Source organism: Streptomyces sp. NPDC002018, from assembly GCF_042890865.1.
Classification (GTDB): domain Bacteria; phylum Actinomycetota; class Actinomycetes; order Streptomycetales; family Streptomycetaceae; genus Streptomyces.
Genome location: NZ_JBIASO010000025.1, coordinates 19,875 through 45,888 on the forward strand (window position 1 = coordinate 19,875; position 26,014 = coordinate 45,888).

A 26,014-nucleotide genomic window follows, 5' to 3' on the forward strand; every position below is an offset into this window, starting at 1 on the left:
GGGCCCGGCCCGATCGGCGCACGCCGCGATGTTCCCCTCCGCGGGGAGCGGGGAGCGGGGAGCGGGGCGGGGAGCCGGGACCGGGCGCCGGGCCGTCACCCTTCCCCGTCCGCGAGCCGGCGCCGGTGCCCTTCTCCCGAGGCCGCGAAGTCGCGCTCGTCACTGTCGCGGAAACGGCGGTAGAACCACTCCGGCACCCGGGCCGTTTCGAGCCGGGTCCGCAGCACCCCGTCCTGAACGTCTCTGGCCACCTCGCGCATCCGGTGCCACTCCTGGCCCGGGATCCGGCGCGCGCGTGCCGCGCGCAATTCGGCGGTGACGATCTCGGCCAGCCGGCCGCGCTCGGCCGTGACGCGCTGCTGGGTCGACCAGATGTCATGGGCGATCTGGTAGGCGGCCAGCGAGGGGACGAAGAAACCGAGGAGGACACCGGACAGGGTCGCGCCCGTGACCAGTCCGACGAGGAGGCCGAGCAGGCTCCAGCCGAGGGCGGCCGTAAGGACCAGACGGTGGTAGCGGCGGCGCAGCCGCGCGTCCCAGGCGAGGTTCTGTTCCTGGGCGATGAACACGTCGTAGGGATGGTGGACACCACCGGTCGGGTTGTACCAGCCCTCCGTGATCCGTCGGTCCACGGCGCCGCCGGGCCGGAGTCTGTGCGCGAGCCGGTGGACCTCGGCGTCGGGCACGGGCGCGCCGGCCACCGTGGTGCGCCAGCGCAGATGGAAGAGCGTGGTGTCGAACATCTCCTGGAGGAGGGCGCCCCGAAGCGCTGTGGCCGAGGCGATCCGCTTGAGGAACACGGAGGAGACGAGGAACCACAGGAACCCGGCGATCGACAGTGCCGTACTCCCCCGGCCGGTCAGCATGACGACGACTCCGGCCATGGACAGGGCGGTCGCGACGGCCGTCCGTACCGCCTCGACCCGCTGCCCCTGCCGGTGGTTGGCGGCGGCGGCGCGTTGCAGACGCAGCATGTCGGCGTCGAGCTGACGCTCATGGATCGCGCGCCCCGGTACTCCCCGTGGGATGTCCGCGCCGGTGGTGACGGGCCGGCTCATCGGAGGATCCCCCGGCTTGCGGAACGTGTCGTCCACGCGCCGCGGACCGCTCTGCCCCACCGGCCCGGCGGCGCCGCGTCCAGTACGAGTCGTCTCGTCCGCCGGCCTCCGATCAGCGGAGCGAGCCGGGCCGCCGTACGGTCCCGCCGGCCGCCCAGGGTGATCAGCGCGGAGCGTCCCCCCGCTCCCGTCATGACGCGACGGGCCGTCTCCCACGGCAGTGCGCCGGGGTCGGACCCGGAAGCGGCGCCGGTGAGTTCCGAGTCGAACTTCCCGGGCCGTACCAGGACCAGTGGGGTTGCGTGGTCCTCGCGGTGAGCGGTGACCCAGGCCTCCAGCGCCGCCTTGCTCGCGCAGTAGGCCGCCAGCCCGGGGAACGGGACCACCGCGGCCAGCGACGAGATCGCCACGATCGTGGTGCCGGGGGCGGCCAGCGCACGGATCAGCTCCACCGGCCGCCGGAAGTTCAGCGTGACCAGTGCGGCGAGGTCCGAGTCGTCGCCGGTCGCGGCCACCAGATACACCAGGGACGGGACATCATCGGCCCGCCCCGCGCGGAACCGGTTCCAGCGCTCGTGCAGGAGACCCACCGCGTCCTCGCGGAGCAGGTCGAGCTCCACGGACTCCCACCGGCCCGCGCCGTCGGACGCGCCGTACCGCTCCAACGCGTCCAGCCGGCGGGCCCGTCGGGCCACCGCGGCCACATCGTCCCCCGCCCGCCGGTGGAGCACGGCCAGCGCGGCGCCCAGGCCGGACGAGGCGCCCACCACGAGTACCCGCCGGTTCACCATCGCAGCGCACCCGCGACCCGCCGTACCCGGTCCACCAGATCGTCGAGCTGGGCGTCGGTCGCGGTGAGGGGAGGCGCCAGGACCAACTGGCCGACGGCCGTGACCATGCTGGGGACGTGGCAGAGCAGACGGGCCCCGCGCAGCGCCGTCATCACCTCGGTCCGCGACCGGACCGGCCCGTGCACGGCGCGCAGGAACCCCGTACCCGTGGTCCCGATCCCGGCGCGGCCGAGGACACCGTCCAGCGCGGCCGTCCTGGCCGGGAGGTCGAGCGAACCCAGCACCCGCAGACAGGCCGCGGCGGCGCCCAGCGAGGCGGGATGGTTCGAGTGCGTGTGACCGAAGTCCAGGGGACCGGACGCCGTCGCCTTCTCCGCGACATGCCGTGCGACGACCATCGCCGACACCGGGGCGGCGCCGTTGCCGAGCCCTTTGCCGAGAAGGGTGATGTCGGCCCGGAGCCCGAGGGCGCTGCCCGCCGTCGGCCAGGCCGCCCGGCCGAGCCCCGCGGCGATCTCGTCCACGACCACGAGACCGCCGGCCCGCTGGAAGCGACGGACCGCCCGCACGGTCCGCGGTGTCAGGGGCAGACACCGGTCGGCGGCGCGTACCGGTTCGACGAAGGCCAGACCGGGCGCCGACCACGCGTGCGCGGGCGCGGCCCGTGGCAGCCGGGCGGCGGCCGGAAGCGGTCCCCACACCGGGGGGAGATCGGAAAGACCCGCCGCTCCCGCGGTCGAGCCGTGGAACGCCGACGGCAGGGACCACACCGGGGCGCCCGCCGGCAGCGCCGCGAGCCCGAACCGCAGCGCGGCCTCCACGACCTCGGAGCCCGACGATCCGAAGAACACGAAGGCGTCGGGCCGGTCCAGCAGGCGCAACAGGGTGTCCGCGACCGAGTCGGCGATCGCGGTGCCGGCCTGGAACGGGTTGACCGCGGCGAGTTGCGCACTCTGCCGCAGCAGCCCGATGACGGGCTCGGGATGTCCGTGCCCGAGGGGGACGTTCCACATGCCCGAGGTCGCGTCGAACCAGTCACGCCCCTGTTCGTCGAAGACATGGCACTGCGCCGCGCGTTCGGCGCGGAGCATCGGCGGGGCGCCGACGGATCCGGCCGCGAGGAGGACCCGGCCGGTCCGGGACGACGGTTCCGTACCGGCCCGGCCCTTCGCGTTCAGCGCGGCGACGCCTTCGGCCGCCGCGGCCGCGCCGATCGCCAGCAGCCGGGCAGCTTCCAGGTCCGCGCGATTGCCCGTACGCGTCGAGCCCGCCAGCGCGGCGACGGCCGCCGCCGCGCGCGCCACCGCCCGGGGGCCGGCCGTCGTCGCCTCCGGGGCGGGCGGGGAGGCCCAGTAGTGTTCCGTGTCCTGGTCCGCGACCCGCAGAGCCCGGTCCGTCAGCCGGCGGAAGGACGCGGCCAGTGCCGGGGCACCCGCCTCGCCCACGGCGGCGGCGACGGCGGCGACCAGTCCGCTCACCGCCACCGCGCCGGGCGGCGAGGCGGCGGCCGCCGCCGCGTCGAGGAGCGCCCGGACGTCGCTGTCGCCGCTCAGGGACAGCCGCTCAACTCCGGTCATGACGTGCCCACCATTCGTCGGTCTGCTCGATCAGTGCCCGTACGGCCGGATGGCCGTGCTCGGCCCGGTGCCAGCGGTCGCGGAAGCCGTCCGCGACCTGACGGGGTATCAGAATGTGCCGGAACCCGGTGGCCAGCAGGTCGAGAGGGCCCACCACATAGGCGAGTGCCAGGGTCGGCAGCCGTCCGAACTCGGCACCGGACTCCTCCGGGAGCAGGGCCCGCGCCGGGTTCGCGGCGACGGGCACTCTGGCCACCCGTTCGACCAGCCCCGAGCGCACGGACGCCTGGACCGCGCCCTCACCGTCCGCCAACGCCTCCGCCGCGGCGAGCAGTTCGGCGGCCATGGCCAGTGCCTCGGTGACCAGAAGACCCCGCCCGAACTCCACGGGAGTGAGGCCGGCGGTGCCGAAGGACGCCAGATGATCGAGATGGGTGCCGTCATGAACGCCCCACCAGACATCCATGTCCTCCCGGCTGAGGCGCTCGTCGGCGACGACACGGACGATGCCCCGGTCCGGCAGGGTCATCCAGGCCCGCCACAGCGCGGTCGCCGGGACGTCCACCGGTACGACGCAGTGCCCGACCGCGGAGGAGGGCAGGGGCCGCCACCGTGCCCGGCGCGCGACGGCGGCCGCTCCACCGCCCTCAAGAGCGCTCACCTCCTCCCGCGCGCCCGTCGCGGTCTCGGTGCCGGCGGGGCCGCCGTGCAGCCGCGCGGCGAAACGGAGCAGGATCTCGCAGGCGCCCCGGGACCGGGGGGAGAGCGGTCCCCGCCCCGCGCGTACGCGGGTGCCCTCCGGATACCAGCCGGGCACCTCACCGCGGCGTGAGCGCAGCAGGCGCAGCCGTGTGGCGAACCGGGGATCCGCGCCCCGGAGGTCCGACTGCCCGGTGACCCGGTCGAGCAGCTCGACCGGTCCGTCGGCCACCTCCATCATGAGCGCCAGTTCGGCCAGATTCCGGGTCACCCAGGAGGCCCGTTCGCCGCCGGCGGCGGGAACGTCCACCGCCGCTTCCGCGGCCCGCTCCCAGAACGCGGTACGGCGGCTCACCACAGCCGTGTCCGGTACAGCAGCCGTCCGGGGTCGCGGAAGGCGGTTCTGCCGTGCAGGACAAGGCTGTTGTCGCAGTACAGCACGTCGCCGGCGGAGAGGGACACCGTCTCGGTGGCCGGGTGGTCCTCGATGTGGCGGTGGAACCGCCGGGCGGTCCCGGCGAGGCCGTTCTCCGTGGTGACGAGGTTGTCGTACCGCCAACGCAGCCTCCCGCGACGGCCGATGACCGGATGCGCGCCGCTCGGGGCACGTGCGGCGGGGCGGAAGACCTCGGGAGTCCGCCAGCGCCAGAGGCCGCGTTCCAGCAGCGCCGTGTCGTTCTCGTCGAGCCCGGTCTCCGACAGGCCGTCGAGCAGGTCCGCGGTGCGCAGCAGCCGGCTCAGACCGCCGCCGCACTCCGCCGGTCTGACGCAGAACAACAGGAAACGTGACTCCGGCCGCTCGTGGTACTGCGCGTCGGTGTGCAGCCCCGTGGCGGCACTGGTCACCGAGAAGGTGCCCGTGGCGGCGCGTGGGGCCACCGGCCAGAGCGGCCCCCCGTCCCTCGCGGACGGTCTGCCGCACGCGCGGGCGATGGTGTTCATCGCCGCCGTGTCACCGTCGGCCACGTCCTCGTCGTGGAAGACCGCCCAGCCCCGGAGTGTCACTTCCCGGGCGGCGGACCCCAGGTCAGCGGTCCGCATCCGGTCCGCCCTCCTCCCAGAACGACGCGGCGGGGCCCTCGACCTCGGCCTCCGCGCTGTGCGGGTGGATCGACTCCAGCAGCCGTGTGGTGACACGCACCCGCACTTCTCCGTCCACCCGGGAGGCCAGGGCCGCCGCGGCGCCGCGGCACAGATCCTCGGTAAACTGCGGCCTGCGGTGGGACCGTTCGACGAGATCATGCTCGTCGGGACGTTTGAGCACGGCTTCCCGCAGGTGGGCCACCTGGGCACACACATCGAACAGCACGGATTCCGCGGGCAGGAGCGCACGCGGACCAGCGGCCGTCACGGTCAGCCGGCCCGGCTGGGAGTGGCTGAACGTCGGCGGGAGCCGGTCCGCCGCCTCGGTGCCCACCACCTCCTCCGCCCGCAGCCGGGAGTAACGCAGGGTGCACGGGCACGCCGTCATGATCCCCACGGTCAGCGACACCCTCGCCGTGTCACCTCCCGTCGCGGTGACACGGGACTCGGACTCGACATCCACCAGAACGGCGGACGGTCTGCCGGAGTGACGGGCGACGGTGGGGAGTTTGCGCCGGCCGCGCACCACGACCGTGGCGGCGGTGGCGGGCTGGGTGCGCAGCACCTCGACAGCCATCCGCCGGGCACCGGCCAGGACCGAGGGGAAGGTCTCGCGTTCACAGGAGATCACGGCCTCCTGAAGTCTGCTCATATGCGCGCCACGCTGCCCGACGGGCAGCAGGATCATGATCTTCGCCGAGGCGCCGACCGTCCGGCCCGCGTCCGGGGCGAGCCGCAGCGCGAGGTCGAGATCACCGATGCCCGCCCAGGTGGGGCAGGCCGACCGCGCGGGCGCCGCCGGTATGTCGGTGCGGGGATCCCTGGACAGGCTGTGCGGCGCGGTACCCACCCCCTGACCGGAGGGGAGGGCAGGACCGAGGGGGAGGGCCGCCAGGTCCTTCCAGACGCCCTCCGGGTCGGTTTCCGCGCTCGCCAGCGCGGCTCCGACGGCGCCGGGGGCGCCCCACCGTCTGTTCTGCCGGCGGGCCCAGTCGTCCGCGGACTCTCCCCGCTGGAGGGCACAGACCGCCGAGGCCGCCAGGGCCGAGCGGAACAGCGTCCAGGGGGACACCGGGTCATCGGCGGTTCCCGACGCGTCCAGGACGTGGCAGGGCGTGCCCTCGTCCCGCAGCGCGTCGCCGGTCTCTTCGAGAAGGCTCTCCACATCGTGGCGCAGCCGTGCGTCCGGTGGCCGGTTCGCGGCCGTCGGACCGTGCGGGACCACCGGTCGGGCGGCCGGGACGACCCCGGCGGGTCGGGTGAAGGGGGATGGCATGACGACTCCGCTCCCTGCGAGACGGGCGGGACAGTGAGCCCATCATGCGAACCCCTCGGACGCGCGACAACGCGTTTCCCGTTGCCGAAACGGATGGCCCGGGAAACACCGGCGGACGGCCCGGGAGACACCGGAGTCGTGGAACACCCCGGCGTCACGCAACACACGGTGTCATGGAACACACCGGCGTCGCGCAACACACGGCGTCATGGAACACACCGGCGACCGGGGAATACACCGGCGTCGACAACACACCGACCGGGGAAGGGGAAGGGGCAGGGGAAGGAGCAGCGGCCGACGGTCAAGGGGCGGTACCGAGCGCCAGCCGGACCCGCGAGACCTCCGGGGCACCCAGCTCCGCGTACAGCGAGACGGCCTGCTCCAGACAGTCGACGGCGGTACCCCGGTCGTCCGCCACCGAGGCCAGCCCCTCCAGCGCACGCGCCAGTTCGTACCGGCTGCCGCACGCCCGGCTGGTCTCGACGGCCGTGCGATACGCCTCCGCCGCCGGTCGTGGCTCCCCCCGGTGCTGGTGCGTCTCCCCGAGGCAGTTGAGTGCCATGGCCCGGTCGAAGGGCAGATCGTGCTCGTCGAAGGTGCTCAGGGCCTCGGTGAGATGCCCGACTGCGGCGTCGAACCGGCCCAGCCCCACCTCGGCGACGGCGATGCCCCGCAGGATGACGGCCGCGGCGACGGGCGTTCCGGCCCGCACCTGGAACCGCAGGGCGCGGTGGTGCGCGCGCAGCGCCTCCTCGTAGTCGCCCAGGTGGTGGTGGACCCAGGCCCAGTTCCCCGTGGTGTTGCTCAGCCCCCGCTCGTCGCCGAGGGCCTCGAACCTGGCGTACGCGGTACGGAACGATTCCACCGCCCGGTCCACCTCATGGCGTTCGAGGTGGACAAGACCGAGGCCGTTGAGCAGATACCCCTCCGCCTCGCCGTCACCGATCCGCCGCGCCGCCGCGAGTCCGGTCGAGTGCGCCGACCTCCAGGCGTCCCATGTCTTGGTGAGGAAGGAGAAGCCCTGGAGCGCGTGGGCGATCCGCCAGCAGTGCTCGTCGAGGCCCAGCTCACCGCTCAGCCGGCAGACGGCCACCAGATTGTCGAACTCCGTGGTCATCCACCGCACCGCCGCGTCCCTGGTGTCCAGGGCGATCTCCGGCCCGCCGTCGGCGGACCGCGCGGGGCCGGGCGGCGGGTGGTAGCGGTGCGGTGCGATACGGCGGTCCGCCCGGCGGGCGGTCGTCGCGTAGAAGTCGGCCAGCCGGCGCGGCGCTTCGAGGTCCCGGGACGCCGAGAGGCCCACGGCGTACTCACGGAGGAGGTCATGGAACCGGAACCGTCTGTCCGGTCCGCGCATGAGCAGATGCGCGTCGGCGAGCCGGTCGAGGGCCGCGTCGGCGGCGGAACGCGTGGTACCGGTCATCGCGGCCACGGCCGGTACGTCGAAGTCGGCGCCCGGATGCCGGGCCAGCGCGGTGAAGGCGGCCCGCTGCGGGGGCGTCAGCGTACGTACGGAGGGTTCGAACATGTCCAGGACCGCGCGCTCGCCGTCGTCGAGCTCACTCAGTCTGCTCGCCCCGTCGGTGGCCAGCCGTTCCGCGAACGCGGCCAGCTCGGCGTCGGGATGGTCCGCGAACCTGGCGGCGGCCACCCGGATCGTCAGGGGCAGCAGGCCGCACCGCCGGACGATCAGATCGACGGTCGGATCGGCCACCCCGGTCGAATTGACCGAGCGGAAGAGCGTGATCGCGTCGTCCACGGACAGCGCGTCCACCCCGACCCGGTCGGCGTCGTCCAGCGCGGCCAGCCGGCCGCGGCTGGTGATCAGTACGGCACAGGCCGCGGTGGCGGGCAGCAGCGGCTCGACCTGGGCGGCCTCCGCCGCGTTGTCCAGGATCAGCAGCATGTCCCGGTTCGCCAGCCGGTCCCGGAGCAGTCCCGCCCGGTCGTCGACATGCCGGGGTATGTGCTCGCCCGACACCCCGAGCCTGCGCAGACAGCGGTCCAGGGCGTCCATGGCCGGGACGGGACGCATCTGCGGTGTGTAGCCATGGAGATCGATGAACATGCACCCGTCGGAGAACAGCGGACGGAGCCGATGGGCGGCCCGTACCGCCAGGGCCGTCTTCCCGACGCCGGGCATCCCGTGCAGGACACAGATACGAGGGGAGGGGCCCGGCCGTACCGGCGGCGCCAGCAGATCGACCACCCTCGTCAACTCGTCCTCGCGCCCGGTGAAATGGGGGGTCTCCCGGGGCAGCCCGGAGAAGAAACCCTCGGTGCGCGGACGGGAGCGGCGGCCGTCCTCCCGTGGCCCGGGAAGCAGCCTGCGCAGGGCGTCTCCCGTACCGAGCGCCAGATCGCACGCCCGGGCGAGGTCGTGGTGGGGGCGCGCCACCCCGTTCTCGACCTTGCTGAGCTGGCTCTTGCTGTAGTTCGCCGCGGCCGCGAGCCGACCGAGCGACATACCCGCGGCCTGGCGCATCCTGCGTAACTCGGCGCCGAAGCTGTTCCCTTCGGGCGCCGTGCCACCGGGCCGTGCGAGGGAGTCCATCACCACCACCTGCTCCGGGCACGATCGGACGACTTCTGATTACCCCATGGTCCACGCCCGCCCACGTGGTGCGCGCTTCCCGGCATCAGCCCGGCAGACGGACGAAGGTGCCCTCGGTGAAGGAGAGCCGGTAGCGGCAGGGCTTCTTCGTCGCGGCCCTGCGCACCTGACGCACCACCACCGTACGCACGACGGTCGCCGCCACCTCGATCACCACATCCGTCGTCTCCACCGCCCTGGGCCGCTGGAGCAGACAGACGACATGGTGTCCCTGGGGGCGCAGCCGCTCGCCGCCCTCCGGGGGTTCCAGCTCCCAGCTCATGGTCGGCATCCCCAGTCCCCAGACGGTGGCCCGCCCCTCGAACTCGACGTCCTTGCTGCCGGGGGACGGTGCCAGATACTTCGCGATGATGTCGGGTTCGACGAACGTCGTGGTGATCCGGACGCTTTCGTAGTACCCGTGCTCCAACGGCCGCAGGTCGAAGGGGAACCAGACGTAGGAGTAGTCCCAGCGGTCACGGTCGACCTGGGCGGCGAACTGGTCCACGGTGTAGGCGTCCGGCGCGATCACCGTCGCCCTGCCGAACTCGATCTCGCTCTGGAGCTCCAGCCTGCTGTCTCTTCCCGCCACCGGAATCCGGGTGTAGAGCCCCTCGCGCCCGGCGATCTCCGGCTCGGCCGACGCCGGCCGGCCGTCAGGAACATTCGTCATCGGTCTCCTCCGCGCATGTCCGCCGAGCCTAGGGCCTTTCGTTTGGATCGTGCCGGGGGGAACCGGGGGGAGCCGGGCGTGACAGACTTGAAGCGCTCCGTGCGGACCGAACGACGTGGAGACGGCATGACCGCAGTTCCCCCTCACACCGGTGCCGACGCGCTGGCCGACTTCCTCGGGCCGGGGCATCGGGACGTCGCCGAGGCGCTGGCCCTCTGGGCCGATGACGACGGAGGTACGGTCGCACTCCCCGACGACCCCTGGAAGGCCACCGGTTACACCGACGCCCTCGTCTTCTCGGTCGTCGTGGGCGGCATGAACTCCTACGCGCGGGCCGAGGGGGACTGGAACCTCGTGGCCAAGATCGTCCCCGCCGCCGACCGCCGGGAGATCAAGGCCCACCGGGCCGCCGTCGCGGACGCGCCGCCCCGCTTCGCCGCGCGGCGTCTGGTCCAACTCCGTTTCGGGGCCGTCCCGGTGGGTGGCGCGAAGGCGGTCTACTTCCAGGACATCGCGGGCGGTACGACCCGTCATCGCCCCGCGTCGACGCTGTCGCCGAAGGACGACGCCGAAGCCGTCGTCGCGCTCTGTACGGCGGTCTCGCACAGCATCGCCACCGAGTGGAACACCACTGTCCGCACGTCCGGGGCACCGGTGCCCGTGGCCGCCTTCGCCCACCGGGAACTGCACCATCCGCTGAGCGGGAAGGGCTCGGTCGACCGCTGGGCGACGGCGTTCGGTCTGGACGACCGCTCCGTCCTGTGGGTGAGCACGGCGGACGGCGAAGAGGCCATGCCCAACCCCGTGTTGCTGGCCCTGGGGCACCCACGGCTGCCGGAGCGGAAGATCCGGGTGCTGGAGGGCCACGGCCACGGCGATCTGCATCTCGGGAACATCTTCCTGCTGGTGGACGACCGCGGTGCCGACCCGAAGAGTTTCCGGCTCATCGATCTGTCCACGTACTCCGCCTCCGCCCCGCTGGCCAGGGATCAGCTCACCCTGCTGCTCTCGGCCGTCGCGCGTTTCTGGCCGAGCCTGTCGCCGGATCAGCGCGAGGCCCTGCTCGACGACATCCCACGCGCCCACCGTGAGGCCCACCCGCGCCAGGATCCGCTGCTGGCCGGTCTGATCCACTCGGTCTTCCACTCCACCCTGCGCGCCGTGGCGAAGAGGAACTGGTCCGATGCCTGGCACGAGCAGTACGTGCTCGCCCTCGCCGCCACCGCGCTGCGATTCACGACCTTCGAGGACATGGGCCCGCGACTGCGGTGGTGGTTCGTGCGGCTCGCGTGCCGGGCGGCGAAGGAGTACTTCACGAGCCGGGGGGTCCCCGTCGGGGACGGCCCGGTGCTGCGGCTGCGCAATCCCTTCGACGCCACCGCCGCCCGGGGGACCGCCACCACCCCCCACGGCACGGAGCCGCCGGCCGCACCGGCGCCTGCGGCGTCCGGGCAGGCCCGCGACGCGGCGCCCCCGTACACGAGACTGCGGCTGGACGGCATCCTGCCGGGCAGGCTGGGAGGCCCACGCCCCGCCGCCGACGGCCGGCGGGTTCCGGAGGACGGTGAGTGACCGTTCAGGGAGAGGGAGAGGGAGAGGGCGAGCACGAGCGGCCGCGGGCGTCCACGGGTGGGGGCGACTCCTACCGGGGTGACATCACCGCACACCGGCTGGCGGGTGCCCTTTTCGCGGCCTGGCGGGGCGGCGACCCCGAAGCCGTACGGGCCCTGGCCGCCGAGCCTCCGCCGGGCCCGATCGCCCTGCGCTGCCGCTACCGCCAGCTCCTCGACACCGCGCGTGAGCACACCGGCGAGGAGCGTACGCACACCGGTGAGGAACGGGCGGAGGCCGGACCGGTCCCTGCCCCACCGGTGGAGTCGGGACCGGATCTCGCGGCATGGAACCGGGTGCTCGTCATCGAGACCGAAGGCGACGACGCCATCCGCACCGGGGACTTCGACCGGGCGGCGGAGCTGTTCCGGGAGTCGCTCGCCGACAGCCGCTCCGACGCCGTCGCGGTGGCCAACGCGCGCGTCGGGCTCGGTGATGTCCACCGCGCCCGCAACCAGGTCGAGCAGGCGGTCGAGGAGTACGAGACGGCCCTGCGCACCGCGGAGGGAGCCGGCTATCGCTTCGGCACCCTGCGGGCACTGATCCCGCTGGGCCATCTGTCGCTGGGACACCACTCGGTGGTACGGGCCACGGCACTGTTCGCTCAGGCGCGCGAGCTGGCCGGGGCCCTGGACGATCAGGTCTGCCTCGCCGGTGCCGTCCAGGGCCTGGCCGAGTGCGACGAGCGGTCGGGCGCCACGGCCCAGGCACTCGAAGCCTATGAGCGGGCCCACGAGTTGTTCCGCCGGGTGCGCAGCCTGACCGGTCAGGCGCACACCGCCCAACGTCTCGGCGCGCTGTACCACCGCACCGGCCGTATCGACCTCGCCCGGGACTGGCTCGTCAGGGCCGCGCGGCACTTCGCCGAGGACAACGACGCCGTGGGCATGACCAATGTTCTGGAAGGTCTCGGCGACATCCTGCTCGACGCGGGAGACCCGGACCTGGCGGAGGTGCAGTTCCGCGCCGCGCACTCCATCGCCGTCGACCGCGGTCTGAGCGGCGCGAGGGCCCACGCGGCGCAGAATCTCGCCCGGCTCGCCAGGAGCCGCGCGGACTGGCCCGCGGCGGCCGGGCTGTTCGGAGAGGCCGTGGCCGCCTACCGCGAGGAGGGCGACCTCCTCGGGGTGTGCACGGCGCTGGCGAAGCTCGCCGAGAGCCATGAGCGGCTGGGCCGGGCCGAGGAGGCGCTGCGGGACCGGGTCGACGCGGTCTTCGCGATCGAGGAGTACCGGGCGGCGAACCGTGACGCCGAGGCCCAGCAGGAGTACCGCGGCCGGTTCGCCGGGGTGTACGCGCTGGCGCTGCGCGCCGCGGTGTCGGAGGGGAACCCCGAGGCCTTCGCCGTCGTGGCCGACGGCCTCGCCGGCCGGCGGCTGGCCGGGCTGGCCGAGGCGGCGATACCTCCCGGCGTGACCGACCATCTGACCCTCCTTCAGCACATCGTGGTCAGCGCCGACGAACGGTGGATCGCGGAGAGCCGCCCGGCCGGTACGGGCGGGATGCGGCTTCCCCCGGGCATCTCGCGCCAGGAGCGGATCAGCCGCATGCTCGGCGCGGTGGGACTGCGGGGCGGACTGCGGGAACCCGCCGAGGAGGCCGTCGACGACCTGCTCGCGGCGATGTATCTGCCGCCCGCCGACGACGGAGCCGATCTGCTGGCCATGCTGCCCGCCGGGTGCCATGCCCTCCAACTGGTGCGTGATCCCGTCGACCAACGGCTGCTGCACCGCCTCTGGCGCGGCCAGGACGGGTCCGTCCACATCGACACCGTAGAACTGTCCGCCGCGTGCCTGAGGGTCCTGGCCGTACTGCGGGAGGACAGCCAGGAACGCGCTGAGCTGCGGCCCGAACGGCTGACGGCCCTGGCCGGTCTGCTGCCCGCCCCGCTGCGGGAGGCGATGGCCGGGGGCGACGCCTCCCGGCTGCTCCTTCTGCCGGTCGGGGACCTGTGGCTGATCCCGTGGGGAGCCGTCCCGCTCAGGACCGGCCTGGTCCTCGGCCAGGCGGTCGAGTACGTCGTCTGCCCCTCGCTGGTCCTCCAGCGCGTTCTGCGCGGGCGCGGTCCGGCCCGTCCGGTCGACCGGCCGACCTGCTTCTGGCGCAGCCCGGTGATGGAGAGCCTCGACATGACCGCGCTGCGGGAGGACCCCCGGTGGACCTTCGAGACGCCGCCCGAGGCATGGCAGGCCAAGAGCAGCCTCGGTGACGGGGCACACACGGTGGTGATGGTGTGTCACGGCCGGCTGTCGGAGGGGCCGGGTCACTATCTCGAACTGGACACCGGGACCTGGCTGCTCCCCTCCGACGTGCTGGTCGCCACTCCGCCCGTGCGGCTCTATCTGATCACCTGCTGGGGAGCCGGGGTGCCCGGCCAGGCCATGACCGATCCCGTCAGCATCGCCACCCTGGCCCTGGCCAGGGGCTCCACCGAAATCCTGGCGACGGTGGGGGAGTACGGGGACACCCCGGTGGGGGACCAGTTCGCGCAGTGGGTGCTCGCGTCCCTGGACGGCACCGAGGTGACGGCGAGCGCGGCCGTCCACCGCGCCACCGGAACGATCATGAACGAGCAGGGCATGTGGAACTGGCCGATCCGGGACTGGGCACCGCTGCTCCCGATCGGCACCTTCCGGGACTGACCCCCGTACGGGCGGAGGCGTCTTCGCCGAGGTGAGGGACCAGGGACAGGGGACCGGGAACAGGCGACACGCGACAGGCGACAGGCGACAGGGGACAGGGCCGGACGGGCAGGGCCGAGGCCGAGGCCAAGGGGCGGGCGGGGTCAGGGGCTGAGGGGAATTCTGAGCGTGGTGGCTCCCCGCAGATCGAGCCAGGTGCTGTCGGGTCCGTGGACGAGCCGCATGATCACCTCGCCGCAGTCGGGACAGCGGGCGACCAGCCCCGGTGCGCGCCGGTAGACGCGCAGCCCCGCCACCGGGCCCGTGCTGTCGCAGTGCGCGCAGCGGCTGACGGCGCTCGTCAGGTCGACCGCGAAGATCTCGGAGAGCGGTCCCGCCAGCGCGTTGCCGTCCTCGTACGCGTACTCCACGGGCTCTCCGTGCCAGGTCCGGCCTGGAGTCCGGTCCATGTCATCCTCCGCTCGGGCCGAAGCGTTCGGTGCGGATACGTTCCGGGGCGTGGCCGGTGACCACCAGGTGCGTGGCCGCCGCCTCGACGAAGCCGGTGGGCCCGCAGACGTAACAGGCCGGTTCGGATTCGGCCGGCCATCCCCAGCGGACGAGGTCCTGCCGCGTCAGCCGCCCGGCCCGCCGGGGCCAGCCGGACGGCGCGGAGCGCGTGTAAAGGAACGTGGTGTCGAGCCCGGGATCACCGCGACGCAGTTCCGGCACGTACATACGGTCCTCGCAGTCCCGTACCGAGTACAGCAGCCGGAACGGCACCCGGTTCCCCGTCGCCCGGCGCACCCGGACCATCGCCATCAGGGGCACCAGGCCGGATCCCCCGGCCACCAGCAGGACCGGCTCCGTCTGCTCCGGCCGCCAGACGAACCAGCCGCCGACCGGACCGCGTACCTCGACCTGATCACCGATCGCCAGGTCGTCCGTCAGATAGGGGGAGACCTCGCCGTCCTCCACGCGCTGGACCGTGAGCTCGATCCGGTCGCCGTCCGGTGCGGAGGCCAGGGAGTAGCTGCGCTGGGTGCTGTAGCCGTCCTCGGCCGTCAGCCGCAGATCGAGATGCTGCCCCGGCAGATGGCCGGGCCAGCCGGGCACGGTGAAGGCCAGTGTCAGCGCCGTGGGCGTTTCGGACCGCCGCTCCACGAGCTCCGCCACGCTCCAGCGCAGACGGCCCTTCAGTCGCCTCGGTACCGCTGCTCGCGCCATGGGTCTCCGTAGTCGTGGTAGCCGGCGCTCTCCCAGAAGCCCGGATCGTCCTCCTCCGTCAACTGGATCCCGTGCACCCACTTCGCCGACTTCCACAGATAGAGATGAGGAACCAGCAGCCGGACGGGACCGCCGTGTTCCGGGGCCAGCGGGGCTCCGTCGTAGGTGTGGACGATCCAGGCCTTTCCGTCGAGGAGGTCCTCCAGCGGCAGGTTGGTCGTATAGCCGCCGTACGAGAAGACGAGCGCGAAGCCGGCGGCCGTCTCCACGTCCGCCAGCAGGAGGTCCAGCGACACGCCCTCCCAGGTGGTGCCGAACTTCGACCACTTGGTGACGCAGTGCAGATCCACGGTGGGAGTCTGCGTCGGCAGAGCCGTCAGCCGTGCCCAGTCCCAGGCATGCCGCTCACCGGTCTCGGATGTGATGGTGAACTCCCAGTCCTCGCGGCGTACACGGGGCGTGGGACCGGCGGAGAGAACGGGGAAATCAAAGGTCTCGTACTGACCCGGCGGTAGTTTCCGTCCCGAATCGGGACGCCTTCCATGAAAACCACGTGAGATAACGGCCATATCCCGTCATCCTTCCTGGAGGCTCCCGGTCGGGCGTCCGAGGGGGCGGAATTCCAGAATGCGCCTTCTGTCGGGGATTGTTCCACCGGTGCGGGGCCGGTCGTCATGGCCTGGAGGCGCGCCGGACGGTCCGGGTGAACCTCGACACGGTCAAACGAACTGGTTTGTTTTCCTGGTGGGGTAGTGTCCGGACTGAGCACGCCGGAGTACCCAGGACCAGGGCCGCTGTTCGAGCCGGCGAGCCGTCCTGGGCGCCGCGTCGAAATCTCGCACCCTCCACCGTGCCGTCGTCAGGGGCGGGTCCTGTCGTCGGCCGAACGGCCGATCCGATCGGTGTGCGCTGTACGCCGGGACCGCGAAAACCATACGCTGATCATTCGGCGTGTCGCGCTTCGGCTAGCCTCAATCCATGGTGGTGCGGTGCCGTTCCCGGGGAGGGTCCGACGAGGTCGAGGCCGCTGGTCGGGCGGTGGGTTCCACCATCCGTGCGGGCAATGCGCGAGGGCCCGGTCGGCCGTCGCGGGGTGGCGAAACGAGAGGGAGCATGGCTGATATGACGGTTGGCGCTTCTCAGCCGGTGACGCGCGGCAAGGCCGCGCGTGCTGCCGGAGCGGTCGGGGAGCCGGAGCTGCGGGGACTGCTGGCGGGGCTGACCGCGGTGCGCGACGGCGACTTCGGCACCCGGCTGCCCGACGAGGCCGACGGTCTGCTCGGGGAGATCGCCACGGTCTTCAACGGCATGGTCGATCAACTCGCGCTGTTCACGTCGGAGGTGACCAGGGTCGCCCGCGAGGTGGGCACCGAGGGCACCCTCGGCGGGCAGGCCGAGGTACCCGGGGTCTCGGGCACCTGGGCCGATCTGACCGACTCCGTCAATGCGATGGCCGGCAATCTCACGACACAGGTCCGTGACATCGCCCAGGTGGCCACCGCGGTGGCCAAGGGCGATCTCTCGCAGAAGATCGACGTGGACGCCCGCGGGGAGATCCTGGAGCTGAAGAACACCGTCAACACGATGGTCGACCAGCTCTCCGCGTTCGCCGACGAGGTGACCCGGGTGGCACGCGAGGTCGGCAGCGAGGGACGCCTCGGCGGCCAGGCACAGGTGCCCGGAGTCGGCGGGGTATGGCGTGACCTGACCGATTCCGTCAACTTCATGGCCGGAAACCTCACCGACCAGGTACGCAACATCGCCCAGGTGACGACCGCGGTGGCCAAGGGCGATCTCTCGCAGAAGATCACGGTCGACGCCCGCGGTGAGATCCTCGAACTCAAGAACACCATCAACACCATGGTCGACCAGTTGTCGTCGTTCGCCGACGAGGTCACCCGGATGGCACGCGATGTGGGCACCGAGGGGATACTGGGCGGCCAGGCGGACGTCAAGGGCGTCTCCGGCACCTGGCGCGACCTGACCGACTCCGTCAACTTCATGGCGGGCAATCTCACCGCGCAGGTACGGTCGATCGCCCAGGTGGCGACGGCCGTGGCCAAGGGCGATCTCTCGCAGAAGATCACCGTGACGGCCCGCGGCGAGATCCTGGAGCTGAAGAACACCATCAACACGATGGTCGACCAGCTCTCCGCGTTTGCCGACGAGGTCACCCGGGTCGCCCGTGAGGTCGGCACCGAGGGCCGGCTCGGCGGCCAGGCCGATGTCAAGGGTGTCTCGGGCACCTGGAAGGACCTGACGGAGTCCGTCAATGTGATGGGCGACAACCTCACCGCGCAGGTGCGTTCCATCGCCCAGGTCACCACGGCCGTCGCCCAGGGCGATCTGTCGCAGAAGATCAGGGTGGACGCGCGCGGGGAGATCCTGGAGCTGAAGGAGACCATCAACACGATGGTCGACCAGCTCTCCGCGTTCGCGGACGAGGTCACCCGGGTCGCGCGCGAGGTCGGCACCGAAGGCAATCTGGGCGGCCAGGCGACCGTGCGGGGCGTCTCGGGGACCTGGAAGGACCTGACGGACAACGTCAATGTCATGGCGTCCAACCTGACGGGGCAGGTGCGTTCCATCGCCCAGGTGGCGACGGCCGTGGCCAAGGGCGATCTGTCGCAGAAGATCACCGTCGAGGCGAAGGGCGAGGTGGCCGCGCTCGCGGGAGTGATCAACACGATGGTCGACACCCTCTCGGCCTTCGCGGACGAGGTGACGCGCGTGGCGCGTGAGGTCGGCACCGAGGGCCGGCTCGGCGGCCAGGCCCATGTGCCGAACGTGGCGGGCACCTGGAAGGACCTCACCGACAACGTCAACTCGATGGCGAACAATCTGACCGGCCAGGTCCGCAATATCGCCCAGGTCACCACCGCCGTCGCCAACGGAGACCTCTCGAAGAAGATCGACGTCGACGCGCGCGGTGAGATCCTCGAACTGAAGACCACCATCAACACCATGGTTGACCAGCTCTCCTCCTTCGCCGCCGAGGTCACCCGCGTGGCCCGTGAGGTGGGCAGCGAGGGCCGGCTCGGCGGCCAGGCCGAGGTCGAGGGCGTCTCCGGCACCTGGAAGCGGCTGACGGAGAACGTCAACGAACTCGCCGGGAACCTGACCCGGCAGGTGCGCGCCATCGCCGAGGTCGCCAGCGCCGTGGCCGAGGGAGACCTGACACGGTCCATCACGGTCGAGGCCTCCGGCGAGGTGTCCGAACTCAAGGACAACATCAACTCGATGGTGGAGTCCCTGCGCGAGACCACCCGGGCCAACCGGGACCAGGACTGGCTCAAGACCAACCTCGCCAGGATCTCCGGTCTGATGCAGGGGCAGCGGGACCTGGTCGTCGTCGCGGAACTGGTCATGGACGAACTGACCCCGCTGGTCGGCGCGCAGTACGGTGCCTTCTACCTCGCCGAGGACCAGTCCCACGGCACCGAGCTGACGCTCATCGGCTCCTACGGCTATCCGGCCGAGACCGAGCGCCCCACCCGGTTCGCCCTGGGCCGCACCCTGGTCGGCCAGGCGGCCCGCAGCCGCCGCACCATCGCCGTCGACCAGTTGCCCGCCGGCTACGTGACCATTTCCTCCAGCCTCGGGTCCACACAGCCGCAGGGCCTGATCATCCTGCCCATCGTCGTCGAGGACCAGGTGCTCGGCGTCATAGAACTGGCTTCCGTCACCTCGTTCACCGAGGTGCACCGCGACTTCCTCGACCAGTTGATGGAGACCGTCGGCGTCAACGTCAACTCCATCGTGGCCAACGCCCGCACCGACGAACTGCTCGGCGAGTCCCAGCGGCTGGCCGGCGAACTCCAGGCCAGATCCGAGGAGCTCCAGGTCCAGCAGGAGGAGCTGCAGCGCTCCAACGCCGAGCTGGAGGAGAAGGCCGCGCTGCTGGCGACACAGAACCATGACATCGAGACCAAGAACCTGGAGATCGAACAGGCCAGGCAGGAGCTGGAGGACCGCGCCCAGCAGCTCTCCCTCGCGTCCACGTACAAGTCGGAGTTCCTGGCCAATATGAGCCACGAGCTGCGCACCCCGCTCAACAGCCTGCTGATCCTCGCCCAGCTCCTGGCCCAGAACCCGGCCCGCAACCTCACACCGAAGCAGGTGGAGTACGCCGGCATCATCCACTCCGCCGGGTCCGATCTGCTGCAACTGATCAACGACATCCTCGACCTGTCGAAGGTCGAGGCGGGCAAGATGGACATCACCCCGGAGCGTGTCCCGCTGCGCCGGCTGCTGGACTACGTCGAGGCGACCTTCCGTCCCCTGACCACCCAGAAGAGCCTCGACTTCGAGATCAGGACGGCCCCCGGGGTGCCGGTGGACCTGGTCACCGACGACTCGCGTCTGCGGCAGGTGCTGCGCAACCTCGTCTCCAACGCCGTGAAGTTCACCGAGCAGGGCCGTGTACAGCTGCTGATCGAGCCGGCGGTGGCCGACGAGCTGCCCGACGCGGTGGACCGGGGTTCCCCCGCCGTCGCCTTCCGGGTGAAGGACACCGGCATCGGCATCGCGGAGGAGCAACTGGAAACGATCTTCGGGGCCTTCCAGCAGGCGGACGGCACCACCAGCCGCAAGTACGGCGGCACGGGACTGGGCCTGTCCATCAGCCGGGAGATCGCCTTCCTCCTCGGCGGTGTCGTCGTCGCCGCCAGCACACCCGGTGAGGGCAGCACCTTCACCCTGTATCTGCCGGTGGCGCGCCCCGACTTCACCGCCCCGGCGCCGGGTGCGCTCCCGGCCGCGGAATCCCGGCGCGACGAACTGTCGTCCGCCGACGGCGGGGCCGAGGCCTGGGCGCTGCCCGAGGCGGCCTCCGCCGCGCCTCCCCAGCGCAAGCGCCTGCTGGTGATCGAGGAACGGCCCCGCGGACTGCTGTCCCTGGTCGCCGAGAGCGCGGTGGGGGACCTCACCGACCACCATGAACCGGCCGATCCCCGCGGCCCCGTGGAGGTCGTCACCGTCGTCGGAGGCCAGGAAGCGGCCGGCGCCCTGGCCGCCAACTCCTACCACTGCGTGGTGCTGGAAGTGGACATGGCCGAGGGGGCGGCGCTGCGTTTCCTGGACGCGATGGACGGCGATCCCGCGCTGCGGGGCGTCCCCGTCCTCGCCCACAACAGCCGCCGTCTGGAGGCCGGACAGGAGCGGACGCTCCAGGAACGCGCCGAGACCCAGCCGCTGGAACTGCTGTCCAGCCTGGACGAGCTGCGGGAACGGATCGCCCTGCATCTGTCCGCGGAACAGCCGGGGGACGTGCTGCCCCTGGTACGGCCCGAGGAGTCCCGGGCACCGGACACCGCGGAGATAGATGACGCGTTGTCGGGTCGCACGGCTCTGGTGATCGACGACGACGCCCGCAACGTCTACGCCCTCACCGGCATCCTGGAACTCCACGGCCTGCGTGTCCTGCACGCCGAGGACGGACGCAAGGGCATCGAGATGCTGATCGCGCATCCCGAGGTGGCCATCGTCCTGATGGACGTCATGATGCCGGAGATGGACGGCTACACGGCCACCGCCGGCATCCGCGCGATGCCCGTGTACGCGGACCTGCCGATCATCGCCGTGACGGCCAAGGCGATGCCGGGCGACCGGGAGAAGAGTCTCGCCTCCGGCGCCAGCGACTATGTCACCAAGCCGGTGGACGCCAACGATCTCCTGGCCCGCGTCCGCCGCTGGCTCAAGGTGTGACACCGCACCATCCACGGCCTGTCCACACCTGTGCCCGGTCCCAGGACCGGGCACAGGAGACCCCATCACAGGAGCAGCAGCCAGTGCATCAAGACCAGCGGGCCGGGGGACCGGCTCAGCCGGACACCACACGGGACCCGTTCCCGGAGGGACAGCGGACGCCGGAGCACGAGCACCGGTCCGGCCTGCCCGGACCGGGGACGCCCATGGACGGGTACGCGGGTCCCGAGGCGGCACCCGCCACCGGCTCCGGCTCCGGGGGCGCGGGCATCGACAGGCTCGCCGCCACGGTGGAGCGACTGCGCCGTCAGGTCCAGGAGGCGCACGCGGCGGCCGACGGCCGCGCCCTGATCGAGCTGGCCAAGGGCGTCTTCGTGGAACGGCTGCGCTGCGACCCCGTACGGGCGGCACGTGAACTGACCCGGCTCGCCGACCAGGCGGGGGTGCCCGAACTGGAACTGGCCACCAGGATCATCAACCAGGCCGCCCACGACCGGGTCGCCGAAGCCGCGAACCGCTTCCTCTCCCACCTCGACGAGTCACCGGACGACTCCGCGGCGAACCCGTCCGGCTCACCGGACTCACCGGACTCGCCCGAACTCGCCGTACGTCTCCGCAGCGCGGAAAGCGGCGTACTGGCCGCCAACGACACCCAGTCGGCGGCCCAGTCGATCCTCCAGCACGCGCTCACCCCCCTCGGCGCCACCGGAGTCGCCATCTGGGCGGTGGGCTCCGACGCCTCCCTCACCCTGGAGGGCGCCGCGGGATTCACCGAGGGGGAAGCCCGGCGCTGGCGCTATGTCCCGCCCGGTGTGGCCACCCCGGCCCGCCGCGCCCTGACCGAGCTGCGTACGGTCTGGCTGGAGTCGCTCTCGCGAGCCAATCTGCCGTCCATCGGACACCGTCAGCACCCGGGCGGCGGGCGTGTCACCGTCCCCGCCGGTACCGGTGGCCGTATCCAGGCGGTGCTGGAGATCTGCTGGCCGCAGCCCCTCGCCCCCCAACCGCCGCAGGTGCAGCGGCAGATCGAGGCCCTGGCCGAACTCTGCGCCCGCACCCTGGAGACACATCCCGCGGCCGACCACCCGGCGTCGCCGGGGGACCGGGCGCCCGAGGGCCACTGCCCGGAACTCGCGGATCTGGCCGACGCCCTGCACGACACGGTCCTGGTGCTCCGCCCGCACCTGGACAGCGAGGGCGGGCTCGCCGACTTCCGCATACACCATGTCAACCCGTTCTTCGTCGACCTCGCGGGACGGCCGCGCGGCAACATCATCGGGTCTCTGCTGCTGGAGACCTATCCGATGGCCGCGACCGAGAGCGGACTGTTCGAGAAACTGGAGTACGTCTACGCCACCGGAGAGGCGTTCCGCAGTGAACGCATGTCCCTGGCGATGACGGTGGACGACGTCCCGATCACCATGACGGCGAGCGTCAGCATCAGCCGCCACCGGGAGGACCTGCTGCTCGTCTGGCGCGTCCAGGACGAGACGGCACGGCTGGCGAGCCTTCTCCAGCATGCCCAGCGGCTGGGCCGCCTCGGCGGTTTCGAGGAGCACGCCGAGACCGGCGAAATCAGCTGGAACAGCGAGATGTACGGCCTCTTCGGCCTTCCGCCCACCGCCAGCCCCATCCGCCTCGAAGAGCTTCCGGCCCGCGCCCACCCGGACGACGCCACGGCGATCGGCCGTTTCCTGCGCACCATCTACCACCACCGCCGCTCCGCTTCCACCGCGTTCCGGCTACAGCGCTCGGACGGCGTCACCCGCCATATCCGTATCGTCGCCGAACCCGTTCTCGACGGCAGCCGTCTGGTCACCGTACGCGGTGCCTACCAGGACATCTCCGCGCAGCACTGGACCGAGGTGGCCCTCGCCGCCACCCGCGACCAGCTCGCCCACTCCGAGAAGGAGTCCGCCGAGCGCAGCAGGCTCGCCCTCCAGCTCCAGCACGCCATCATGCCGCCGACACGCGGGCCGCTGGACGCGGAAGGACTCCAGGTGGCCGTCCGCTACCGGCCCGCGGAGACCGATCACCTGGTCGGCGGAGACTGGTACGACGTCGTGGTCCTGCCCTCCAAGCAGATCCTGCTCTGTGTCGGAGATGTCGCGGGCCATGGCATCAAGGCGGCGACCAGCATGGTCGTCCTGCGCAACGCGCTCCGCGGTCTCGCCGTCACCGGCGCCGGTCCCGCGCAGCTTCTGACCTGGCTCAACAGCGTGGCGCACCATCTCACCGCACAGGTCACCGCCACGGCCATCTGCGCGCTGTACGACCCGGCGGACCGTACCCTGCGCTGGGCCAGGGCCGGGCATCTGCCGCCCGTCCTCGTGCGCGCGGGCCGGGCCGTCGCCCTTCCGCTTCCCGAGGGCATCCTTCTGGGGGCGATCGCCGACGCCCATTACGAGGAACGCCAGGTGGAACTGGAGCTGGACGACCGGCTGCTGATGTACACCGACGGACTCGTCGAACGCCGTGATCTCTCCGTGGAGAACTCCATCGACCAGCTCGTCGTGACCGCGGGCTCGCCGACCGGCGACCTGGAGAGCTATCTGGACCGGCTTCTGACCCACAGCCGGTCCGACACGGACGACGACACCTGTGTCATCGGAGTACGGCTCCAATGACACAGGTGTCGTGATGTGTTCTGTGGCCCGGGGCCACCGTCGCGGCCGTCCTGCCCGGCGGTGGCCCCGGGTCCCGGGTCAGTCCTCGGTGAGCATCCCGGTGCGCAGCTTGCGGAGGGTGCGGTTGAGCAGGCGGGAGATCTGCATCTGGGACACGCCGAGTTCGGCGCCGATCTGACTCTGTGTCATCTCCTGGCCGAACCGCATGGCGACGATCCGGCGTTCCCGGTCGTCGAGCCGCTCCAGCAGCGGAGCCAGGGCGTGCAGATTCTCGACCGTCTCCATGCCGGGGTCGGGTTCACCCATGACGTCGGCGTAGGAGCGCCCCTGGGGCTGCGCGTCCCCGTCCTCACTTCCGGCGGGCACATCGATGGAGCCGGCCGTGTAGCCGTTCGACGCGACGATCCCCTCGATGACCTCTTCCTCGGTCAGTTCGAGATGCGCGGCGAGTTCCTTGACGGTGGGATCGCGGTCCAGGAGGAGGGAGAGTTCCTCCTTGGCCTTGGCCAGTTCCACCCGCAGTTCCTGGAGACGCCGGGGAACGTGCACCGCCCAGGTCGTGTCACGGAAGAAGCGCTTGATCTCGCCGACGATGTAGGGGATGGCGAACGAGGTGAACTCCACCTCGTGGGAGAGATCGAACCGGTCGATCGCCTTGATGAGTCCGATGGTGCCGACCTGGACGATGTCCTCCAGGTCGCCGTTGCCGCGGTTACGGAACCGGCGGGCCGCGAACCGTACCAGCGAGAGATTCATCTCGATGAGGGTGTTGCGGGCGTACTGGTATTCATGGGTGCCCTCTTCGAGGACCTGGAGGCGGTCGAAGAACACCTTCGACAGCTCTCTCGCGTCCTTGGGCGCGATCTTCCCCGTGTCCTCGATCCACGGCAGGTCCTCCGCACCGGCGGACACCCCCGTGGAAGGCGACCCCGCCGTCAGTCGCTTCTCCGCATGCGTCGTCTGCGGCACCATCGCCATGTCCCCACCCTCTTCACTCTCGTCGATCAACCGTCCATGGCGGCGCATGCCCCCGTGCACGGGTTCCATGCGTCGGCGGATGAGAAAATTTCGCGCCGGACGCCCGGTCCCCGGAATCTCCCGGTCCCAGGATCCCCGGACCGCACGTCAGCGGGGGCCGACCGGACGTTTCCGGTCGGCCCCCGCGCACTGACGTACGGAGCTGCCGCGCCCCCTCAGAGGCACTCAGACGCGGCGGTGGCGGCCGTAGTACTCACCCGTGGTGCGGTGATGGTCGGCGTCACCGAGATGCTTGTCCTTGTCGAACTCGGGAGCATCCTTGATCTGCTCCTTGGTGAGCCCGACATAGATCTTCTCGTCGGCCGTGTCGACCCGCTGGACGGTACCGGCCGGGAGCAGGACATGCCGGCCGAAGATCCATACGCCGGTGTCCACGACGAGATAGCCGGACCCGACCTCGTCCGAGTACTTGTCGACCTTTCCGATACTTCCATCGGTGGCTTCCACCGTGAAGCCGGCCAGACTTGTACCGGCGATGTAGCCAGAAGTGGGCTCGTAGCCCCATATGCTGTCGCTCATAGGAATAACTCCTTCATCGACATTCAGGTGGCCCCGGGGTCATCACTTGCCGTGACTTTCCCTCAGGAATTCGGCTGCCCGGCCATGAGGGCCTCACACATACGACCGGATGATTCCGTTCGTCCGAATGAGGCCGACGGCCGTCCGCCGCGCGGTCCGCGGACCGGCTACCAGCGATACCAGCGGCCGCTGCTGCCCTTGGGGCGGGCGACGAATCCGATCAGCCAGACCACGAGCACGATGATCGCGATCCACCACAGGGCCTTGAGCGCGAAACCCGCGCCGAAGAGAATCAGGGCGAGCAGAAGAACGAGAAGCAGGGGAACCATAGTTATCAACCTCCAGAGCGCCGAGTGCCCCCTGCTGAATCCATTACACGCCCGAAAACCGGCTGTTTCGGATTTCCTGAGCGGGGAATTCGGGGCGGCGGAGCGCACGGCGGAAACCCCCGGCGCCCAGGACGGAACGGTCTGGAGGCGCCGGTACGCGGTCCCGTGACGCGCATCACGTCCGGTGTCCGGAACACCACCGCTTGGCCCGGCTCCGGCGGGGCACAAGGGCGATGCCCCTTCTGCGACGGCAGCGTTTCGCCGCCCGACTCGTAATGGAGAGATCACTGTGCTGATGGCTCACCCCACGATCCTGCGCAGCCTTGTCGAGCAGTACGAGACACTTGAGGTCCTCCGTGCCGAGCAGGGCAGCCCGGAGACACGGCGCCGCCTGGAGGACGTGACCTACACGCTGTGCGTGTCGACCGGCACCCGGACGATCGAGGACGCCCTCGCGGTGGCCCGGACCCAGTTGGCCGACGCTCTCGGTGAGACGGCCGCCATCCCGTCCCCGATGTCCCCGGACGAAGTACGCCTCACCGTCTGACCGTCGCGCACAGGAGCCGGGCAGATCCCCTCGGCGGAG

Annotated in this window: 19 protein-coding genes; 5 read left to right on the plus strand and 14 right to left on the minus strand. The window is 71.4% G+C overall.

Annotated elements, in window-relative coordinates; genetic code table 11:
• Positions 1 to 95: 95 nt before the first annotated feature.
• The 8 genes from ACFYYH_RS30370 to ACFYYH_RS30405 all read right to left on the minus strand — a co-directional run bounded on the left by ACFYYH_RS30370 (position 96) and on the right by ACFYYH_RS30405 (position 9,750).
• Positions 96 to 1,058: an S-4TM family putative pore-forming effector gene (locus ACFYYH_RS30370; RefSeq protein WP_388557716.1), complete on the minus strand. Its 963-nt coding sequence runs from the start codon at positions 1,056 to 1,058 to the stop codon at positions 96 to 98.
• Entirely contained in the window at positions 1,055 to 1,849 is a 795-nt protein-coding gene (locus tag ACFYYH_RS30375) for an SDR family NAD(P)-dependent oxidoreductase (protein ID WP_388557719.1), read from the minus strand. The genes ACFYYH_RS30370 and ACFYYH_RS30375 overlap by 4 nt, the downstream gene beginning before the upstream one ends.
• Positions 1,843 to 3,426 carry an aminotransferase class III-fold pyridoxal phosphate-dependent enzyme gene (locus tag ACFYYH_RS30380; protein WP_388557722.1) on the minus strand — a complete coding sequence of 528 codons (1,584 nt, stop codon included), beginning with the start codon at positions 3,424 to 3,426 and terminating at the stop codon, positions 1,843 to 1,845. Before ACFYYH_RS30380 ends, ACFYYH_RS30375 begins: the two co-directional genes overlap by 7 nt.
• Complete coding sequence (locus ACFYYH_RS30385; protein ID WP_388557725.1) at positions 3,413 to 4,480, minus strand: hypothetical protein; 1,068 nt, start codon at positions 4,478 to 4,480, stop codon at positions 3,413 to 3,415. The genes ACFYYH_RS30380 and ACFYYH_RS30385 overlap by 14 nt, the downstream gene beginning before the upstream one ends.
• Positions 4,477 to 5,166, minus strand: a complete 690-nt coding sequence (locus tag ACFYYH_RS30390; protein ID WP_388557728.1) for a TauD/TfdA family dioxygenase — start codon at positions 5,164 to 5,166, stop codon at positions 4,477 to 4,479. The genes ACFYYH_RS30385 and ACFYYH_RS30390 overlap by 4 nt, the downstream gene beginning before the upstream one ends.
• Positions 5,153 to 6,484, minus strand: a complete 1,332-nt coding sequence (locus ACFYYH_RS30395) for a GTP cyclohydrolase, FolE2/MptA family (protein ID WP_388557731.1) — start codon at positions 6,482 to 6,484, stop codon at positions 5,153 to 5,155. The genes ACFYYH_RS30390 and ACFYYH_RS30395 overlap by 14 nt, the downstream gene beginning before the upstream one ends.
• A 301-nt stretch (positions 6,485 to 6,785) precedes the next feature.
• Entirely contained in the window at positions 6,786 to 9,038 is a 2,253-nt protein-coding gene (locus ACFYYH_RS30400; RefSeq protein ID WP_388557734.1) for an ATP-binding protein, read from the minus strand.
• 85 nt (positions 9,039 to 9,123) lie between these two features.
• On the minus strand, positions 9,124 to 9,750 hold the full coding sequence (locus ACFYYH_RS30405) for a hypothetical protein (protein WP_388557737.1): 627 nt from the start codon (positions 9,748 to 9,750) through the stop codon (positions 9,124 to 9,126).
• Between the two features lie 126 nt (positions 9,751 to 9,876).
• On the opposite strand from ACFYYH_RS30405, the gene ACFYYH_RS30410 reads away from it, so the two are divergent.
• Both ACFYYH_RS30410 and ACFYYH_RS30415 read left to right on the plus strand, forming a co-directional pair.
• Positions 9,877 to 11,322, plus strand: coding sequence for a hypothetical protein (locus ACFYYH_RS30410; protein ID WP_388557740.1), 1,446 nt, complete (start codon positions 9,877 to 9,879; stop codon positions 11,320 to 11,322).
• Positions 11,319 to 14,003, plus strand: a complete 2,685-nt coding sequence (locus tag ACFYYH_RS30415) for a tetratricopeptide repeat protein (RefSeq protein ID WP_388557743.1) — start codon at positions 11,319 to 11,321, stop codon at positions 14,001 to 14,003. Before ACFYYH_RS30410 ends, ACFYYH_RS30415 begins: the two co-directional genes overlap by 4 nt.
• Positions 14,004 to 14,146: 143 nt before the next feature.
• Here the strand turns inward: ACFYYH_RS30415 and ACFYYH_RS30420 are convergent, their stop codons facing one another.
• Genes ACFYYH_RS30420 through ACFYYH_RS30430 form a run of 3 tightly spaced genes read right to left on the minus strand, consistent with a single transcriptional unit; the run spans position 14,147 to position 15,778 of the window.
• Positions 14,147 to 14,452, minus strand: coding sequence for a DUF6510 family protein (locus ACFYYH_RS30420; RefSeq protein ID WP_388557746.1), 306 nt, complete (start codon positions 14,450 to 14,452; stop codon positions 14,147 to 14,149).
• A 1-nt stretch (position 14,453) separates the two neighbouring features.
• Positions 14,454 to 15,209, minus strand: coding sequence for a ferredoxin reductase (locus ACFYYH_RS30425; protein WP_388557748.1), 756 nt, complete (start codon positions 15,207 to 15,209; stop codon positions 14,454 to 14,456).
• Complete coding sequence (locus ACFYYH_RS30430) at positions 15,179 to 15,778, minus strand: sulfite oxidase-like oxidoreductase (RefSeq protein ID WP_388557751.1); 600 nt, start codon at positions 15,776 to 15,778, stop codon at positions 15,179 to 15,181. Before ACFYYH_RS30430 ends, ACFYYH_RS30425 begins: the two co-directional genes overlap by 31 nt.
• Positions 15,779 to 16,322: 544 nt before the next feature.
• Between ACFYYH_RS30430 and ACFYYH_RS30435 the strand changes: the two genes are divergently transcribed.
• Positions 16,323 to 20,915, plus strand: coding sequence for a HAMP domain-containing protein (locus ACFYYH_RS30435; RefSeq protein WP_388557754.1), 4,593 nt, complete (start codon positions 16,323 to 16,325; stop codon positions 20,913 to 20,915).
• A gap of 206 nt (positions 20,916 to 21,121) precedes the next feature.
• The gene (locus tag ACFYYH_RS30440; protein ID WP_388557870.1) at positions 21,122 to 23,542 is read left to right on the plus strand and encodes a SpoIIE family protein phosphatase; all 2,421 of its coding nucleotides are present in this window, start codon (positions 21,122 to 21,124) and stop codon (positions 23,540 to 23,542) included.
• Positions 23,543 to 23,620: 78 nt separating this feature from the next.
• Here ACFYYH_RS30440 and ACFYYH_RS30445 read toward each other — a convergent pair whose 3' ends face one another.
• The 3 genes from ACFYYH_RS30445 to ACFYYH_RS30455 all read right to left on the minus strand — a co-directional run bounded on the left by ACFYYH_RS30445 (position 23,621) and on the right by ACFYYH_RS30455 (position 25,428).
• A complete protein-coding gene (locus ACFYYH_RS30445; protein WP_388557873.1) occupies positions 23,621 to 24,514 on the minus strand; it encodes a SigB/SigF/SigG family RNA polymerase sigma factor in 894 nt (297 codons plus the stop codon).
• A gap of 231 nt (positions 24,515 to 24,745) precedes the next feature.
• The gene (locus ACFYYH_RS30450) at positions 24,746 to 25,099 is read right to left on the minus strand and encodes a PRC-barrel domain containing protein (RefSeq protein ID WP_388557757.1); all 354 of its coding nucleotides are present in this window, start codon (positions 25,097 to 25,099) and stop codon (positions 24,746 to 24,748) included.
• Positions 25,100 to 25,266: 167 nt separating this feature from the next.
• Positions 25,267 to 25,428, minus strand: a complete 162-nt coding sequence (locus ACFYYH_RS30455) for a hydrophobic protein (protein WP_388557760.1) — start codon at positions 25,426 to 25,428, stop codon at positions 25,267 to 25,269.
• A gap of 289 nt (positions 25,429 to 25,717) precedes the next feature.
• On the opposite strand from ACFYYH_RS30455, the gene ACFYYH_RS30460 reads away from it, so the two are divergent.
• Positions 25,718 to 25,975, plus strand: a complete 258-nt coding sequence (locus ACFYYH_RS30460) for a DUF5133 domain-containing protein (RefSeq protein ID WP_388557763.1) — start codon at positions 25,718 to 25,720, stop codon at positions 25,973 to 25,975.
• Positions 25,976 to 26,014 lie beyond the last annotated feature (39 nt).